At 49.3% G+C, this 17,471-nt stretch carries 13 protein-coding genes; 10 read left to right on the top strand and 3 right to left on the bottom strand.

Going from position 1 to position 17,471, the window contains the following annotated elements:
* Positions 1–416: 416 nt before the first annotated feature.
* Positions 417–2,237 carry a hypothetical protein gene (locus JMJ16_RS29265; RefSeq protein WP_201387355.1) on the bottom strand — a complete coding sequence of 607 codons (1,821 nt, stop codon included), beginning with the start codon at positions 2,235–2,237 and terminating at the stop codon, positions 417–419.
* 445 nt (positions 2,238–2,682) lie between these two features.
* Between JMJ16_RS29265 and JMJ16_RS29270 the strand changes: the two genes are divergently transcribed.
* Positions 2,683–3,684, top strand: coding sequence for a hypothetical protein (locus tag JMJ16_RS29270; RefSeq protein ID WP_201387357.1), 1,002 nt, complete (start codon positions 2,683–2,685; stop codon positions 3,682–3,684).
* 85 nt (positions 3,685–3,769) lie between these two features.
* On the opposite strand, the gene JMJ16_RS29275 is transcribed toward JMJ16_RS29270, so the two are convergent.
* On the bottom strand, positions 3,770–5,380 hold the full coding sequence (locus JMJ16_RS29275) for a class I adenylate-forming enzyme family protein (protein WP_201387359.1): 1,611 nt from the start codon (positions 5,378–5,380) through the stop codon (positions 3,770–3,772).
* 252 nt (positions 5,381–5,632) lie between these two features.
* Between JMJ16_RS29275 and JMJ16_RS29280 the strand changes: the two genes are divergently transcribed.
* Positions 5,633–7,222, top strand: coding sequence for a GxGYxYP domain-containing protein (locus JMJ16_RS29280; RefSeq protein ID WP_201387360.1), 1,590 nt, complete (start codon positions 5,633–5,635; stop codon positions 7,220–7,222).
* A 14-nt stretch (positions 7,223–7,236) separates the two neighbouring features.
* Entirely contained in the window at positions 7,237–8,373 is a 1,137-nt protein-coding gene (locus tag JMJ16_RS29285) for a cytochrome P450 (protein ID WP_201387361.1), read from the top strand.
* A gap of 77 nt (positions 8,374–8,450) precedes the next feature.
* On the opposite strand, the gene JMJ16_RS29290 is transcribed toward JMJ16_RS29285, so the two are convergent.
* Entirely contained in the window at positions 8,451–9,479 is a 1,029-nt protein-coding gene (locus tag JMJ16_RS29290; RefSeq protein ID WP_201387362.1) for an N-acetylglucosamine kinase, read from the bottom strand.
* Positions 9,480–10,313: 834 nt separating this feature from the next.
* Here JMJ16_RS29290 and JMJ16_RS29295 point away from each other — a divergent pair.
* The 7 genes from JMJ16_RS29295 (at position 10,314) to JMJ16_RS29325 (ending at position 17,056) form a co-directional block, all read left to right on the top strand.
* Positions 10,314–10,625, top strand: a complete 312-nt coding sequence (locus JMJ16_RS29295) for a hypothetical protein (protein ID WP_201387363.1) — start codon at positions 10,314–10,316, stop codon at positions 10,623–10,625.
* A gap of 382 nt (positions 10,626–11,007) precedes the next feature.
* Positions 11,008–11,361: a hypothetical protein gene (locus JMJ16_RS29300; protein ID WP_201387364.1), complete on the top strand. Its 354-nt coding sequence runs from the start codon at positions 11,008–11,010 to the stop codon at positions 11,359–11,361.
* Between the two features lie 420 nt (positions 11,362–11,781).
* Positions 11,782–12,078 (top strand): hypothetical protein, encoded by a 297-nt coding sequence (locus tag JMJ16_RS29305; protein WP_201387365.1) that lies wholly within the window; start codon positions 11,782–11,784, stop codon positions 12,076–12,078.
* 211 nt (positions 12,079–12,289) lie between these two features.
* A complete protein-coding gene (locus JMJ16_RS29310) occupies positions 12,290–12,862 on the top strand; it encodes a hypothetical protein (RefSeq protein ID WP_201387366.1) in 573 nt (190 codons plus the stop codon).
* A gap of 37 nt (positions 12,863–12,899) precedes the next feature.
* The gene (locus tag JMJ16_RS29315; protein WP_255553250.1) at positions 12,900–15,164 is read left to right on the top strand and encodes a peptidase domain-containing ABC transporter; all 2,265 of its coding nucleotides are present in this window, start codon (positions 12,900–12,902) and stop codon (positions 15,162–15,164) included.
* Between the two features lie 553 nt (positions 15,165–15,717).
* Positions 15,718–16,155: a mersacidin/lichenicidin family type 2 lantibiotic gene (locus JMJ16_RS29320; RefSeq protein ID WP_201387369.1), complete on the top strand. Its 438-nt coding sequence runs from the start codon at positions 15,718–15,720 to the stop codon at positions 16,153–16,155.
* A 454-nt stretch (positions 16,156–16,609) separates the two neighbouring features.
* A complete protein-coding gene (locus JMJ16_RS29325; protein ID WP_201387371.1) occupies positions 16,610–17,056 on the top strand; it encodes a mersacidin/lichenicidin family type 2 lantibiotic in 447 nt (148 codons plus the stop codon).
* The last annotated feature ends 415 nt before the right edge of the window (positions 17,057–17,471 follow it).

The following is a 17,471-nucleotide window of genomic DNA, read 5'->3' on the forward strand; positions in this document are numbered from 1 at the left end:
CTGGTATTGCCAGCCGTACTGGCAAAATAGCTTCTTATCCACTCAGATAAATATGATGCTCATCTCTCTGATATGCAAGTGTTTATTTCATGGTTCTTCGTTACCACAATAGAAACCACTTTGTAAGGGCTAAAGTCACGAACGCCTAACCGCCTGGGTTAAAACCACAGCGCTTGCGGCGGGCTAAAGCCCTTTGCTGTCAATATCGACAAGTATGTATGAAATATGTAGTGTTTGGCAGCGTTCCCTTGATTGTGTTTCTCCCCTGGCAAAGGAAGGTACTGAGACAAGAAGTAGCCAGGCGTTATTGTGTTTTTGCCTGGCTACTCTTTAAATGCTTGAAAATCTAATAAATATACGTTACAAGTGCGCGAAAGTTGTAGGTCCTGGTAAATAGTGCTCCTTTGTGAAGGCACTTATAGTGGTTGAGCTAAGCGTACGCCTCTGGCTCGGAGACGGCGTGCGGTTCCCACAATCTGTGGCCACCATTGGAGTCCTTGCCCAAACTGTTGGAACAATTGTTGTAAAGTAGCCGTATTGCAGTTTGGGGCATAAAGTTGTTCTAGTGGAAGCAATGCCTCTTCGCGTATCTGAGCAATGTAGTCTCTTACATTCTGTACCCAGAAGTCGGGAAGTGGCGTTTGATTTGTGCAGAGTCCCTCCTCAAGTTGGGAAATAAGGGAGCTTATAGTGCGATATATCTGCTCGTGAAGCAAAGATTCAAAGGATTTTGTCGGCAATCGCCCAAAATCCTCCAAGTGTTGCCCCATTTTGCGTAGCCGCTCAACTGGCGTAAGAGCGAATCCTGCGCTGTATTCACTCATACCAAATCTTACCCAGTATTCAAAGTCAATTTGAAGTTTGTGTTGTTTTTGATGATGAGTGCGCTTTTCTAGAGGAGCATGCAGAATTGTCCAAGGTAGATGAGCTGCGAACACATTGGGGAAACATGCTGAGAGAATGTTCCCAAATGCAACATCTTCACCTCGTCCTAGTGGAAGGAAGGGAGGGAGTAGCTCACGATTATCGAGTCCTATACTCATACCATACGGAAGTACTGGCGTTCCTGTAACGGTTAAGCTCTTTGCGACATAGGCTATCTCCCTACTATGGTGCAATGAGCGGAAGGCTGATTCTGACTCGATGAGTTGCTTAAGCGTCTCTCCTTCATAACCAAGATACATATCGGGATCATCAAAGCTACAATCACCCACGAAACCATGAACCGTAAGTGCTATATTGCCCTCCCCTGTCGCGAGTCGTCGAAGCAACACGGGCATTACTTGTTCATAATCTAGCGCGTTCTTTTGCTTAACAAGCGCCTGACAGGACATGGGCTTTTGCCCTAGCCACTGTTCGTGGAGGGCGAGTAGGTCTTGTTCGCTTACAGGTGTTGCCTGTAATGCTCTTTCCCGATCAGGGTAAAAATATATTGGTGCTGGCAAGCCTTGAGAAGTCAGGGTCAGCCCTTTTTTATATTGAGGAGAAGGGCTGATGCGACAACGCATATCATCATCAGAACTAAAGATAAGGTCACCAATAGTGTGTAGTAAGAGCACATTGCGGTTTGCCCCTATGGTTGTCTCGCGATACTGCTTGTTGCTGAGGCAGAGGAAGGAAACAATCTCAGCTGGAATATTGCCTTCTCTGCTCAATGCGTCCGCATATGCAGTTTTCTCCTCCAGTCCAGCATACGCTATAGGCACCTTATATTTTGTCTTCAAGCCCTTCAACATGTGTCTGTAGGCTTCACGGGTCTGGAGGGATGCCGAATCGTCAGCGACGATGTATTCAGGATTTCGCTCAAAGCGCTGGCAATGCTCAATATAACTAACGATGCACTGCTCTAATGAGGCAACACGATCGCAGGTTGGGAAACAGAGTGAGGCAATCGTGCCCTGTGATTCGTTGTTTTCCTGAAAGAAGCCAGAGACTCTTGCCTGTGAGAGGAGGAAGCCACCTTGTGTGAGGTGCTGGAGTTGTCGGCGTAAGACTTCAATGGTGCGTGAACTGAGTTCTCGTCCCTGGCAATTGATAGCAATGTGTTCATCAAGGGTGCGAAACTCCTGACATTGCATCAAAAAGTTAGCAATCTCTGAACGCAAAAGTGTGGTGTTTTGTGTGTCTTGGCAATGGACCAGGACAAGTTTATCCCCGGCAGGAAGCACTTGAATGTCGGCCACGCGGTAGCGGTTTGTCGTTGGCGCAGCTGGATGTATAGGTACCGTTTGTGTCATGATAAACACTCCTTTATTGTGTCAAAGACCAATATGATTTTGGCTTATATATTGGTCTGGTACATCTTATGCTTAAGAAAATTATATTTTCTGTATTTGTATCTGCCTTTCGCTAGAAAGAATGTAGAGTTCGTTATTTGCACTGAAATTATATTTTCAGTGAACTCCTTTTGACTGTCAATACTTAAAATTTGTGTATTGTGAGAATCCATTTATTGATTTTAGTTTTTAACTCTACTGAAGAGTTAGGGATAGGACAAATTGTGTAGGGAGAAATATATAGGGCTCAGTGAGGTCTGGTAGCAGAGAGATGTAATTTGGTTGGAGTAGGGATTGTGAGTTTGCCACAATCTATGAAGAACGGTATAATCTGTCAAGATGTTGATATGGAAAGGGTGTATGTCTCCCCCATGTCCTGTTAGAGCTTAAAGGATAACACGATTCTATGCTGCAAACACTCCCACTCGTCCTATACATAATCATGATCGAATTGACGATTGGCTCCGTGAGTGTGCTGGTCTTTCTCGATTGGCGCAACGAGGTCAAACGTGGTTTTCTGGTCTCCTACGCTTTTATCTATCTCGCCCTTGCTGGACTGACGTATTTGTTTCAGCAAAACTTCGCCACCGGTGAATTGCTCAATACTTATCGCTCCCTGGATCATAGCTGGACAGGCTGGCAGACTCTGCCGTTGCTCCTCTTCTTTGTGTTGCTGATCCCTTACACGCTCTTCCTCTTACTGGATAAGAAAGCCGGTGTGGATGGGAAAGTAGAGCATGAGAAGGCTGAAGACGAGGCCCAGAAAGAGGGGAAACCCGCTCCGCGCCGTTCGATACTGCGTGGATTACGCCTCTTAAGCGGTGTAGCTACGGTCATTGCGGGCCTGGTGACACTCCTGGTACTGGGGATGATCTTCCGTCCGCTGGCCGGGAGCATCGCAGGTGGTGCCTTTACCGTCGCGGGTTTCTACGCAGCAGCCTTTGCCCTGGGTGGTGTGATGACTGCCATGTGGCTGGGTCACTGGTACCTGGTCACGCCCGCGCTCTCAGAGCGACCACTGCTGTTCTCTACCAGCGTTGTCTTACTGGCTATTATCGCGCAGATTATCTTCTTGCCTCTATCCGGTCCAACCACGTCGCACGCGAATCAGGCCTCTTCCAACCAGCCTGCCGTGGTTGCCTCGACACCCACGCCTGCGCCAACTCAGGCCTCCTCTAGTCAGGTGAAGCCTGCTGGCCAGCCGGTCATTACTCCTCTGGATACAGGTGCGATTAACTGGCTGCGTATCCTGGTGAGCTTTGTGCTTCCTCTTGTTCTGGGTGGCCTCTCCTGGAAGCTCGTCCGTGATCGCTCGTTCCAGTCGGCGACGGGTATGCTCTACCTGGTGGTGGTGCTCACCCTGGCGGGTGAGATCATGGCTCGCGGCCTGTTCTTGATGGGCCTCTAATCCCCGCTAGTAGTAACTTCACTTCTTGGTTGGGAGTGTGTGCATGGGCAGCCGTAGGTTGCCCATGCACACACTCCTAAACCAATTATTCTTGTGTGAGCTTGAGCGCCTTTTCGCGCTCTTTCAGTTCGCGGCGCAGAATTTTGCCTGACGCGGTTTTCGGCAAGGCATCAATCTGCTCGATGAAGTGGAAACGCTTGTAGCCAGCCAGCTTGCCGTTGGCAAAGGTCATGATCTCATCAGGTGTGGCGCTATGTCCCGGGCGTAAGACGACAAAACCCTTGATTAGTTCGCCTGCCTCATCGTCTGGTATGCCAATGACCGCAGAGTCCATGACCGCGGGATGCTCCATTAGCAGGGATTCCAGTTCCGCGGGCGCGACGCCAAAGCCTTTGTACTTAATCATCTCCTTCTTGCGATCCACAATGTAGGTATAGCCCTCAGCATCCAGGTAGCCTATATCGCCTGTATATAGCCAGCCATCGCGTAGCACCCGTGCAGTCTCCTCTGGCGCCTTCCAGTAACCCTTCATGACCTGGGGGCCGCGAATGACGATTTCGCCTGTCTCGCCCAGGGGTAGCTCTCGCTCGCCCGTCTCAATGTCCATGATCCTGATATCTGTATTATGGACAGGCAGTCCAACGCTTTCTGTACGCACCAGGGCTGGATCCTTGGGCTGGGAGTGCGTCAGGGGAGAGGTCTCGGTGAGGCCATAGCCCTGGACAATATTGATTCCGGTCTTCTCTTTCAGGCGGCGTGTGGGGTCCATGGGTAGCGGGGCCGCCCCTGAGAAGATATACTTGACGCTCTTCATCTTGCCCAGGTCGATGGGCGCGTTCGCCAGTGCCAGCACGATAGGTGGTACCGCGAAGTAGTAGGTGACGTTGTGCCTCTCACAGAGCTCCAGCGACTGAATCAGGTCGAAGCGTTCCATTAGCACCTGCGTCGCGCCACAGGCAAGGAAGCCTCCCATAAGCATCACACCATAAATATGGTAGAAGGGTAAGAAGATGAGCGCGACATCATTGGGCGTGGTCTGGAGGGCCGTCGTGAATTGGAGATTATTTGTCGTCATATTGCGATGGGTGAGCATGGTTCCCTTGGGCAGGCCCGTGGTACCTGAGGAATAGGGGAGGGCCAGCAGGTCATCGCTAGTGATATCGGTATGCTTCTGATAGGTTGGCGCGTAATTCCTAATGAGTTGGCTGAGTGGAATGGACTCGGGCAGGCTTTCAGGGGCCTGGCTTCCCGTGACAAAGATGTGCTTAAGGTGCGGAAGTTTGGTGTTATTGAGTGCAAGCTGCAAGATGGGTACAAGCTCGCGTTGCACCAGGATGGCGGAGGCCTCTGAGTTCTCTAGTTGATACGCAACTTCGCGCTCTTTATACGCGGGATTCATAGGACTTGCGACCAGGCCCAGTGTCGCGGCAGCGATAAATGTAACTGTGTATTCGGGGCGGTTGGTAGTGAAGAGACAAATGCGTTCACCTTTGCGTAAGCCTAACTCATGCATTCCATTGGCAACGCTATTGACCATAGAGACCACTTCGCGGTAGGTGAAGTAGAGGTCATGGTAGATAATCGCTGTTCGTTCCGGGTATTGTTCTGCGGTTTTTCTTAGCAAGTGATCATAGGGGACGTTGGGAAATTCAACGGGCGGACGAAAGAGTTCGGGAGCAACCATCTTGGTAAGCATGACATGGCATCCTTTCGCTGCAACTCAGCACTGAGCAACGATCAACGTCGTGAAAGGTTCCTATCTCTAGATCCTAGCCGCAAGGCTATCTGCTCTGCAAGTAGAATAACATCATCAGGTGAGAGAATCAAGAAATGATCGGCAGGATTTGATTTTAACCGTATTTTGGTATACTTTAAAAATAACGATAGTCGTGTTTTGAGCCTCTTCGTTTGCTGGAGTCTATAGTTGAAGTAGCCAGGAGAAGCTAGCGTGCAAAAATATACGGTGCGCCTCAATGAGAGTTTGATGCAGTTGCGTTCTTTGTTTCAGGCACCTCAAAGTCTCGCAATCTATGATATCTCCTCTGCTTCGCTCGAAGTGCGACAGGCAGTATCAACGCTGACTGGCCTGATAAATCGCTCACAACCTGAAATCTACCTGATCTACAATCATGACGACCGCTTCTGGCTCGAACAGATTCCTGACTCTCTGCCACGCCACAGTATGAACGCAAGTGGTGGCGACGTATTAGGTGCGCTGATCCAGGAGTATCGCACACGTATCAAGGGCATTGTCATCTATGATCCCGCTCAACAGGATACACTCAATCTGGCAACAACGATTGCGGGTTTGCGCGATGGCTTTGTGGCTGATCCTGAACTGGCGGTGCTGCTACAACAACAGTATCACCTGCCAATTATTGATGACTTGCGCAACTACCAGTGGCGCTCGCGCCTGCAGATGTATCGCTGGGCACAGCAGCATTTCTTGAGCGATACCAACAAGCTTCTGCTCGCCGGCCTGACTCCTGAGGGCCATACGCCTTTGCGTTCGTTGCTTGTGGCCGCACGTGCCTTTGTCTACTGGCTGGATGCACGCAAATATGTGCCAGAGCCCCAGGTGGATTGGCTCTCCGAGCGGGCATTGTTCAAAGAGATCCTGGCTAACTACCCTGCGGGGGCGCTACACCTGGGCTGGTTCCCTGACGAGGGGAGCGGTGTGCAATTGGCCTCGCAGCATGCCCTGCCTGTCTACGCTTCGGACTACTATCAGAACCTGGAGGTCTGGTTGTCGCTGCCTATGGCCGATATGCCTCTGCCAGTCGCTCCAGCAACTCCTCAGGTCGTAAAAGTTCCCGAGAAGAAAACGTATGTCTCGTTTACTATGAGCGATGGTGACAACATTCAGTATTGCCAGCACCGTTTGCTCCAGCTCTGGCGTGATAACGCGCGTGGTTCGTTGCCACTGGGATGGACCATCTCACCCGCGCTGCCCTACTTCGCGCCGTACCTGGCGAAGTACTACCTGGAGAGCGCGACGGCGAATGATGAGTTGATAGCGGCGCCCAGTGGCGCTGGGTACATATTCCCATCACGCTGGCCTGCACAGCATATGCAAGAGTTTCTGGCTGATACGGGTGAGATGATGCAAGCTATGGGACTCTCGACATTAGAGGTTCTAGATACCGACTTTTTCCATGGCCTGGGCCTGCTCCCATTTAGCATCACTGGCATGGGTTTTCTCAGTAAACGTCTACAACGCACCTTCACCAGTCTGCTTACTCCTGATGGTCTACGTGGTATGTTAAGTGGTGCTGGCACATTCTGGGTCTGCTGGCACCTGGCGAACAAGGTTCCCTGGTATCAGAGCCTGGGCCTGGCGATGAGTGTTGAGCAGACGGTACAATTGATTACTACAACCGCGAAGATTCGCCGCCAGCGTCCACTCTTCCTCAATGTCTATGTCCTGGCCTGGCGTATGTCGCCCTCAACACTTTTAGAGGTCATGGCGCGCCTGGGAGACGAATATGAACTGGTGTTGCCGCGAGAACTTCTGTCCATGCTCGCCCAGATTTTGTAACAGGGAAGCCTTTGATGCAAAATGATGCCTATTTTTCATCCTTTGCCTGGTATCGGCATATGCGAGAGCATGCGCCTGTCACATACAGCGAGCAGCATCAGCAGTGGATGGTGTTTCGCTATGCTGACGTCAAGCGGGTACTCTCCGATTATGAGACCTTTTCCTCCGAGGTCGAGTCTGAGGGGCATAATCCAACTCCAATTGATGCGAGCCTGGTGGCGCTAGATCCGCCGCGCCATCGCCATCTCCGCTCGCTGGTCACGCAGGCTTTTACGCCGCGTACCGTGACCCAGGCGACCGCTCGCATTGAGCAACTGGTCAATGATCTGCTGGAGAAGCACGCCGGTCGCGGCGAGATGGATATTATTGACGACCTGGCCTACCCGCTCACGGTAACTATTATTGCTGAAATCCTGGGTGTGCCTGCCGCCGACCGGGCGCGCTTTCGCCACTGGTCTGACCTCCTGGCTGGCGTGACTCCTTTTGATGGCAGCGATTTTATGGGTGAGATGAGCGCATACTTCTCGCATATGCTTGATGAACGCCGCCGTGAGCCACGGGAGGACCTGATCTCCAGCCTACTCGCGGCCCAGGTGGGAGGAGAGCACCTCTCTACGCTTGAGCTGTTAGGCTTTTGTATCCTCTTGCTAGTGGCAGGCAATATTACAACCACGCACCTGTTGGGTAATGTCTTTCTCTGCTTTGATGAGTTTCCTCATCTCCTCGATGCATTGGCACGAGACCCGATGCTATTGCCAGGAGCCATCGAAGAAGTTCTGCGCTATCGCTCGCCCTTGCGCTTCATGTTCCGCGTCGCCAAAAAGGATACGCATTTAGGTGGACAGTCTATTCATGCAGGACAATGGATCAGTGCCTACATCGCCTCCGCCAATCATGATGAAGCTGTTTTCTCGCATCCAGAGCGTTTTGAGTTCACCAGAACGCCAAACCCTCATCTCTCCTTCGGACATGGCATCCACTATTGCCTGGGTGCTCCGCTGGCGCGCCTGGAGACGCGAATAGTACTAGAGATCATGCTCCAGCGTTTCTCCTCGATTCAAAGACACCCAGGAAGCACGCTAGAGCCGCTTGACCCCCAGGGTTTCATGCAAGGGGTGAAGCATTTACCCGTAATGGTTGGCTTTCGCTAGGAGGTTTTGTAGTTAAATGGCAGAGTGCTCTTACACCTGCCAATTAAAAGGAGACAAATGTAAGAGCGCATAAGGTATTAACGGGTACTACCTACAGTCTCAAAGAGTGTACTATCTGGAATTGACGCGGTCAGGCGTTCTATGATGGCTTTATCAAGGATAACGTCAGCGGCCTCCAGGGCCGCAAATAGGACACTTATTACTGGTTCAAAGCATGAGCGGACTGGTTGGATATCAGGAGAGATTTGGCGCACCCGCTCAATAATGGCATCGGAGAGATGGGTTGTTGGATGACGTAGTACTCCGCCAGCTATGACCAAGGAGTATGGTTGACCTTCAATCCCTACCTTGCGTGCGGCCACGTTTGCATAGTCACCTAGGGTATGCCCAAATTCGCGTACCAAGCGTACAGATACAGCGTCGCCAGCTTCGGCTTCATTGAGCAGTATGGGAGTTAGACTAGCGTGATAGGGCTTTTGTGTATAGAAGGTGTCCCGCGAGGTTAAATTGTGCAGGATTTCATCTGCACTATCCATTGCGAAAAACTCCAAAATGCGCTCAGTCAGGCTAGACGGTTGTTCAAGACCTAGTTCAGCGCGAAGCACGGCGCAGAGAGCGTTATTGCTGAGTTCATAGCCTCCATTAGCGTCTAATTGCCAATAACCGCTATGCCAGGTCCGGCCATCTGGGCCCCTGGAACCAATAGCAGTCCCTGTTCCGCATACAACGGAGACGCCAATATTATTGTTTATGCCTGTATGCAGCACACCTAGAGCATCATTTTGTACATGGAGATATCGGCCATAGCTGCGTTCACGCATGGCGGCTTGTAGCACTGTGAAGTCCTCGGGCCAGTTGGCACCAGCCATGTTAAAGACGCCACTTACTAAGTTTGAGGGACTAATATGTGCCATTTCAAGTGCAGCCATTACGGCGTCATCGATATGATCTATCGCCGCCTCAACTGAGGTTTTCATTTGTCCAGACATAGCATTGTAGATATTACTGCTGCCACTACGTCCGGCTCCCAGGATTATGCCATCCAGAGAGGCAACCAGCGCGATTGTTTTTGTATTGCCACCATCGACGGCTAGTACACACTGCATGTTCTATCTCCTCTAGGTCTAGTGAAGCAAGCGCCCGGGGAAATATTGGTGATGTGGGCCTATCTCACTCATATTAATCATTACCTTGAAGTGATCAACGTTTTCACTTTATTGAATAGCTGAAGCCGCAGCGTAAGCGGCATGTGTGCTTCTTCTACTAATATATATAAACTTGGTTTGAGTCATAATGTCCTTTCCTCTAATTTATCAAAGCGAACAATTCAGGCGTGAATTGTGTAATCTCACTTAGGCTGATTCTTATGCGATAATTTTATCTATGTGGAAGTAATCTGTAAATACAATGTATTTAATAACTTTAAATATGACCAGAAATATAAAATGTAAAATACAATACTAAAAAAAGTGTTTTTATATGATTACTATAAATTTAAAAGTATCTATAAGCTATTAATAAAACTTTTTTGCCCCCAGAGCATTCGCTTCATAGCTACGTGTGATTATGTGAGTGTCAATCCGTTTTTTAGGGGGCTTTTTATATTTACTTGAATAGGCAATTTTAAAGGCTTTTCTGTTGATTGGGGATACTCTGAATAGTGACGACTGGTAAAGGTTATTAGTTAGGTAGATTGACTCGAAAAAGTGCCGATATATTCTCGTGGTTCCAGCAAGTCTGGAGCAAAGACAGTAGCTAATGAGGTCTGCTAAGGAGCCAGCGCCAGGCGTCACAACGGAACCTTTTTCTTTTAAGAAAGGAACACTAATATGAAGTGTGATGGTGCGCAGTATTGGTCTTCAGAGCCGGAGACAATGAGACTCACAGATGCCAACAGTAATTTTGAGCTAAGTGAAGCCGAACTTCAGCAAATTTCTGGTATGGGTGGTGATTCTAGCGGCGGCTATGGTAACGGCTATGGCGGTTATGGTAACGGCTATGGCGGTTATGGTAACGGCTATGGCGGTTATGGTAACGGCTATGGCAACGGTTATGGTAACGGCTATGGCGGTTATGGTAATGGCTATGGCAACGGTTATGGTAATGGCTATGGCAACGGTTATGGTAACGGCTATGGCAACGGTTATGGCGGCTTTGGAGGTGGCTTTGGAGGCGGCTTTGGCCATGGTGGGCATAAAGGTTTCATAGGCGGGAGAGGCGGCAAAGGCCACAGAGGGGGCTGCGGCTGCTAGAAAAAGCTGACTGTCGTTCTGAATAAAACGTATTCACCACAAGAGATGAGAAAAAGAACCCTCCGAACCAGGCTAGAAGTGAGAACAGAAATACCTGGGTTGTCAAAGGAGGGTTTTTGTTATTGAAGTAAGGAGAGGATATAACGTTAAAGAGGCGAATAGGCATTATTAATGTTTATGCATATCATTTTGCTACCTATAAATAATATGAATAGTGAAGGCAGTTGAAGTGCGGAAAATTAGTAAAGTTTGCAAGCCTGATTAACTTCCAGCAAAAAAGACAGTGTAAGGCGGTTACTGTTGTTTGTAAACTCTACTAGATGTATTTCGAATTGCTGTGATAAAAATTTTTAGTATACACAGAGGAAAGGCTTTAACGGCTATGAAGTGGAACATTTTTGGCTCAAAAAACAATAAGGTCCAAGACGTGATTGCTGATGAGATGGTCGAATTGAATGACAGCGACCTGGAGATGGTCGATGGTAGCGGCGGCTTCGGAGGCCTTGGCAGCTTTGGTGGCCTTGGCGGCTTCGGAGGCGGCTTCGGAGGCGGCTATGGTGGCCTTGGCGGCTTCGGAGGCGGCTATGGTGGCTTTGGCAAAGGTTTTGGAGGAGGCTTCTCTAAAAAGTTTTTCAAAGGCTTCGGCGGCTTTGGTAAAGGCTTCGGCGGCTATGGAGGCGGCTATGGCGGCTTTGGAGGCGGCTATGGCGGCTTCGGCGGATTTGGGTGTTTCTAAGTAAAAACAAGTTGTAGCGATGCTTCAATGGGAGAGTAGACATTGTATAGCGTCTAACTCTCCCATTATGTGTTGGCGTAATAGATTATTATATGGAATTTAGGTGTCTCTGCAAGAGGAGGCGATAAAGTCGGGATATGCATTTTGGGATAAATAGAAAAGCCTGCTCGCATATATAAATTAAAGCGAATACTTTATTGAACTGTAAATAAAAACCCAGCCACTTTGTCTAATAAATATAATGTGAAGAGGTAGCCCGGGTGGAAAGGGAGCGTGGATAATTACGATGTCCAGCTATATATCCCCCGTATATGATGAGGATGGTCGAAACGGGTAAGCAATGCTACGGTTTCGCCTCTTCTTTCTTTAAAGAAGGTTACTACGAGCATTTCAGGTTGAAACATAGAAAGGAACATACGCATGATGTCTCATGAGTATCACAATGGAATAGAGCTAAATGATGAGCTGTTGACTATGATCAACGGTGGTGCTGGTATGGATGGCCTGGGTGGAGGAATGCCAGACGGCCTGGATGGAGGAATGCCGGGTGGCGCAGATGGCCTGGGTGGAGGAATACCGGGTGGCGCAGATGGCCTGAGTGGAGGAATGCCGGGCGGCGCAGATGGCCTGGGAGGATTAGCAGGTCTAACTGGCGGCGCAAATGGGAGTGGTGGACTCGGTGGCCTTGCTGGTGGGTTGCTGGGAGGTTTATTCTAAAACAAGCAGACAACCGTTTCACGCAGCCCCAGACTGCCTAGACAGGCAGCCTGGGGCTGCGTGAGTTCTGTGAGTATCGGTGTGAGTTGATGGGCCTGGTAAAGCAAAAATATAGGGACGTGTCTTGTAGGTGATTATACATGGTTATTTGGAAAAGTCATTATAATGCATTTAGTAGCTTTAATTTTGTAATGGTAGCATAGAAAATTAGATGCCTATGTTGAATCCTAACCATCCTGTCTTTCGTAGAAACGCGCTTGAACACTACTTGCAAGGCCAGGAGAAAGATACAGTACCGCGTTTTATCAATGCTCCGCTGGCGCTTGTGATGTGGCTCTTATTGGGTATAGTGGTAGTAACGTGTATCGTGTCCTGGTACCAGGAGGTACCTTTATATAATGCTGGGGCGGGCATTGTTCTTAAGCAAATACAGTCGGATCAAAGCAACGTTGTGGTTTTTGTGCCCTGGTCACCGGCGCTGCAACCGCGTGTGGGGCAAACGGTGTCGCTGAGTGTGGGGACAAGTGGTCAGCAAATAACAGGTACAATCGCGCAAGTGGATCTGAAGGCACAGAGCCCCGCTACGCTATGTCAACAATTTGAGCTGATGGCTGGCTGCCCTCTACTGGTCAGGCAACCCTCAATTTCCATACTGGTTCAAGCACAAGCACTACCAACTGAAAGATATGCCGGAGCAATTGTCATTGCCAATGTGCAGACAGGATCACAGCGGATGCTATCATTCTTTCCTGGATTAGGGTGGTTAGCTGGAAAGTCGGGTTAAGAATATGGTCAAAGAGCTCCAAGCAAAAGACGAAACGATGAAATTGCCAAAGGGACCAAGTGATAAAGGAAAGGAAAAGCCTGTAAAGAAACGCTCTGCAGGCCTCACTTTCCCTCGCTTGTTCAAGCCTCGCATTTCTCCGATATTGCAGGTAAGTGAAGTTGAATGTGGTTTAACCTGCCTGGCAATGATTCTTAGCTACTATGGGCGTAAGACAACACTGACGGAGCTGCGTTCCCGCATGGGTGTTGGGCGTGATGGCCTCTCGGCTCTGACAATCGTCAAGACTGCGCGTCACTATGACTTGAGAGTACGTGCTGTTTCCTTGCAGAAGAGCGATTTGCATGCGGTGAGCTTGCCTGCTATCGTACATTGGGAGTTCAATCATTTTCTGATTGTGGAGCGTTGGACAAAGAAGCATGTCGATGTCGTTGATCCTGCTCGGGGACGCCAGCGTCTGAGTATGGAGGAGTTCGATCAGGGGTTTACCGGGGTCGTGATCATGCTTGAGCCTAAGGCCAGCTTTGATCGCCAGGGTCAGGCTCCTCCCTTAACGCTGGTTCAATACCTGACAGTGTTCATTAAGCAGATTCCGGGCTTCCTACTTCAGATACTTCTGGCCTCGCTCTTCCTACAGGCAATGGGGCTGATCCAGCCAGTTCTTACCAAGATTATTATGGATCAAATCATCCCTTTTAAATTAGCAAGCCTGATGGAGATCCTCGCGGTCGGCATGATTCTGCTCGTTTTGGCCCAGATCTTGATCTCGCTCTTACGTGAATGGTTGCTTGTATACTTAAGAGCGCGTCTAGATACGCATATGATGCTTGGGCTCTTTGAGCATTTAATGACGTTGCCTTATAGCTTCTTTCAACAGCGTTCAACAGGTGACCTTCTGAGCCGATTAGGCGCTAACAGCGTTATTCGTGATATGCTCAGTAGTCAACTCATTTCTACTGTGTTAGATGGGGGAATGGTAATTACGTATCTCTTTATCCTCCTCTGGCAATCACCCGTGTTTCTCGGTTTGGCCCTGCTTATCGGTGGCATTGAAATTGCCTTTGTAATCGGGACCTATCCTGTGATGCGTAATATGTCCAGGCAGATGCTCACGGCCCAGGGGCGTTCACAGGGCTACTTGACTGAAGCCGTCAATGGTATCGCGACTCTTAAGTCCGCTGGTGCAGAAGATAGAGCATTGGATCGCCTGACCAACCTATTCTTTACCCAATTAAACATCTCAACACGCAGTAGCTACTTTTCGGCAATCATCGGAACAGCCAAGACCATCTTACAATCGCTCTCATCACTGGCCCTGCTCTGGGTTGGAACCATGCAGGTGCTTAATGGCTCAATGTCTCTGGGCACGATGCTCGCTCTTAACACACTTGTGGGGGCTTTCCTGGCTCCTCTGATCTCACTCGTGGGCAGCGCGCAGCAGCTGCAGAGTATTCAGGCGAATTTTGAGCGCCTCTCAGATATCATTGCCACCCCTCCTGAGCAAAACAAACAGGTGGTTGGTATGCCTCCCAGGCTGACGGGGCAAATTCACTTAGAGAATGTGAGTTTTCGTTATGCAGAAGGCGCACCTGAAGTTTTGCGTAATATCAAACTGAGTATCAGACCCGGGCAGAAAGTTGCCATCGTTGGACGTACAGGAAGCGGAAAAAGTACCCTGGGCAAGTTGATCCTCGGGCTAAATCTGCCAACTGAGGGGATGATCATCTACGACGGCATGCCCCTACAATATCTGAACTATCAAGAGGTGCGCCGCCAGTTTGGCGTGGTGCTTCAGGAATCAGCCCTCTTTAGTGGGACAATTGCGCACAATATTCGCCTGAATAATCCGAACCTGACGATGGATGAGGTGACCAGGGCCGCACGTTTAGCGGCTCTGCATGATGACATCGTGAAAATGCCTATGGGGTACGAAACGCATGTTGGCGAAGGTGGTAGCTCGTTATCGGGAGGACAGCGTCAGCGTTTGTCTATTGCGCGTGCTATCGCTCATAGGCCCTCTATTCTGCTCTTCGATGAAGCCACCAGTGCGCTCGATATTGCGACAGAGCAGCGTGTCGCCAGTAACATGCATTCCCTCTCATGTACGCAGATCATCATTGCTCATCGTTTGAGCACCATTTGTACCGCTGATTTGATCTTGGTCTTAGATAACGGTACCATCGTTGAGCAGGGGACACATGACCAGCTTGTACAACGTGGCGGCTTCTACGCCAGCCTGATTCTCTACCAGATCGAACGCGAGGATACACGACCAATGACGGCACTCACGATAAAAGGCTAATTCTATGTTTAGGTCAGGCCCCTTCCTTAAAGAAATATGGAAGGGGTTTTTATTATGCTATTAATATATACTTACCAACTGGGGACATTGCTGGTACCTGCCTCTTCGGGGGAAACCAGAGCACACCAGTTGGTGCAATCGCACAGAAGAAACGACCAGAGGGCCAGAGCCTACGCTCTGGCCCTCTGGCACATGAAGGTGAGCATGGAAAGAGGCGAGGGAAAGGGCCAGCCAGTTGGCCCAGGCAGCACGCTATGGCAAACAACAAAGGATTACAGCGCCAAGTGTAGAGTATTCTAAGATATGCATAGGCTAAATATGAAGAAGGAGAGTATTTTAATCTATAGTAAATATCGTTTTGCATGATAAATATAATAAAGATAGGTAACCCGTTAGTAGAGTGAAAGGCAAAGAAAGGCGCAGAAAGCCTCCACGTCTTTCATAGAAGCTGGAAGAGGTGAAGTGGGATGGTGTTCCTCAAGAGGACGAGCCTTGTTTTAGCTGACGGGTGCCGTAATAATTAGGTTGAAACCAAGAAGGGAACAATACACTTATGCAATTTGACATGACACGTGCATGGAAAGACGAGGAGTATCGCGAGAGCCTGAGCCAGGAGCAGCAGGCGCAGCTGGAGAGCCCTGCGGGCGAGATCGAGCTGGACGAGGCCGAGCTGGAGCAGATCAATGGCACTGGTGGCTACGGTGGTGGCATCGGCGGCGGTATCGGCAAGGAATCCTACAAAGAGGAGTCTGCCTTTAGTGCCTTTGGCGTTAAAGGGAACTCCTACTTCTGTGGTAACTACTCCTACCGGCCGCAAACTAATCTGAATCTCGGCAATAACAGGCGCCCCGGGGATATTACAAGTAGCAAGGGAGGTGGTGATATTTCTCTTGCTTTAACGAGTAAGGTTGATGTTCGGGCCAACCGCTTTGACTTTGGATGTAGCATTTCTGGTGGCATCGCTGGCACTTGTCTCTTTGGAGGAAACTAGGCCTACTAAGCGTGCAATTAGATATAAGAAGTAGCAAGAGGGTCAGGGCATTTGCCCTGACCCTCTTGCACATGAAAAAGAGTGTTTGTATGGCAGCAAGAAAGCCAGGGGAGGCGGTGTATATATTGATGAAATAAGAGGGGGAAAAGAGCTTGCTAGAGCGGGATTCGAATAAATGCAGTGCTGACGATTTAAGCAACTTCGCGATTGAAGGTAGACGGAAAGCGATGGCATATTTTAATCTATAGTAAATATCGTTTTACACGATAAATATAATAAAGATAGGTAACCCGCTAGTAGAGTGAAAGGCAAAGAAAGGCGCAGAAAGCCTCCACGTCTTTCATAGAAGCTGGAAGAGGTGAAGTGGGATGGTGTTCCTCAAGAGGGCGAGTCTTGCTTTAGCTGACGGGTGCCGTAATAATTAGGTTGAAACCAAGAAAGGAACAATACACTTATGCAGTATGATATGACACGTGCATGGAAAGACGAGGAGTATCGCGAGAGCCTGAGCCAGGAGCAGCAGGCGCAGCTGGAGAGCCCCGCGGGCGAGGTCGAGCTGGACGAGGCCGAACTCGAACTGGTCAATGGCACCGGTGACGGTGGCTTTGGTGGTGGTTTCGGTGGCGGTGGCAAATATGATTCCAAAGGCTATGGCTTTGCCGGCGGCATTGTCGGGAACTCCTACTACTGTGGCAACTTCTCGATTCGCCCCAGAACCAATCTGAATCTCGGCGAGAACAACAGGCATGGTGGCCTCCTAGGGGATCTTACAAGTAGCCAGGGAGGTGGTCTCATTTCTGTTGCTTTAACGAAAAATGTTAATGCTCGGAACAACCGCTTTGACTTTTCGTGCAGTGTATCTGGTGGCATCGCTGGTACCTGTATCTTTGGAGGCAACTAGGCCTACTAAGAGTGTAATTAAGTATAAGAAGCAGCAAGAGGGTCAGGGCATTTGCCCTGACCCTCTTGCGTATGAAAAAGAGTGTTTGTATGGCAGCAAGAAAGTCAGGGGAGGCGATGTATATATTGATGAAATAAGAGGGGGAAAGAGCTTGCCAGAGCAGGATTCGAATAAATGAAGTACTGACGATTTAAGCAGCTTCGCGATTGAAGATGGATGGAAAGCGATGGTGTATTTTAATCTATAGTAAATATCGTTTTGCATGATAAATATAATAAAGGTAGGTAACCCGCTGGCAGAGTGAAAGGCAAAGAAGCATAAAAAATGCATTGTTTTTCACAATTGCTGATAGCAGTGAAGTGGGGTGTTGTTCTTCAAGGGGCAATCTCTGCATTCACTGAAGGGATACCGCAAC

Source organism: Ktedonobacter sp. SOSP1-52 (assembly GCF_016587395.1).

Coding starts and splice junctions, on each gene's coding strand:
- JMJ16_RS29265 (WP_201387355.1), bottom strand. CDS start 2,237: ATGACACAAACGGTACCTATACATCCAGCTGCGCCAACGACAAACCGC.
- JMJ16_RS29270 (WP_201387357.1), top strand. CDS start 2,683: ATGCTGCAAACACTCCCACTCGTCCTATACATAATCATGATCGAATTG.
- JMJ16_RS29275 (WP_201387359.1), bottom strand. CDS start 5,380: ATGCTTACCAAGATGGTTGCTCCCGAACTCTTTCGTCCGCCCGTTGAA.
- JMJ16_RS29285 (WP_201387361.1), top strand. CDS start 7,237: ATGCAAAATGATGCCTATTTTTCATCCTTTGCCTGGTATCGGCATATG.
- JMJ16_RS29290 (WP_201387362.1), bottom strand. CDS start 9,479: ATGCAGTGTGTACTAGCCGTCGATGGTGGCAATACAAAAACAATCGCG.
- JMJ16_RS29295 (WP_201387363.1), top strand. CDS start 10,314: ATGGGTGGTGATTCTAGCGGCGGCTATGGTAACGGCTATGGCGGTTAT.
- JMJ16_RS29300 (WP_201387364.1), top strand. CDS start 11,008: ATGAAGTGGAACATTTTTGGCTCAAAAAACAATAAGGTCCAAGACGTG.
- JMJ16_RS29305 (WP_201387365.1), top strand. CDS start 11,782: ATGATGTCTCATGAGTATCACAATGGAATAGAGCTAAATGATGAGCTG.
- JMJ16_RS29310 (WP_201387366.1), top strand. CDS start 12,290: ATGCCTATGTTGAATCCTAACCATCCTGTCTTTCGTAGAAACGCGCTT.
- JMJ16_RS29315 (WP_255553250.1), top strand. CDS start 12,900: ATGAAATTGCCAAAGGGACCAAGTGATAAAGGAAAGGAAAAGCCTGTA.
- JMJ16_RS29320 (WP_201387369.1), top strand. CDS start 15,718: ATGCAATTTGACATGACACGTGCATGGAAAGACGAGGAGTATCGCGAG.
- JMJ16_RS29325 (WP_201387371.1), top strand. CDS start 16,610: ATGCAGTATGATATGACACGTGCATGGAAAGACGAGGAGTATCGCGAG.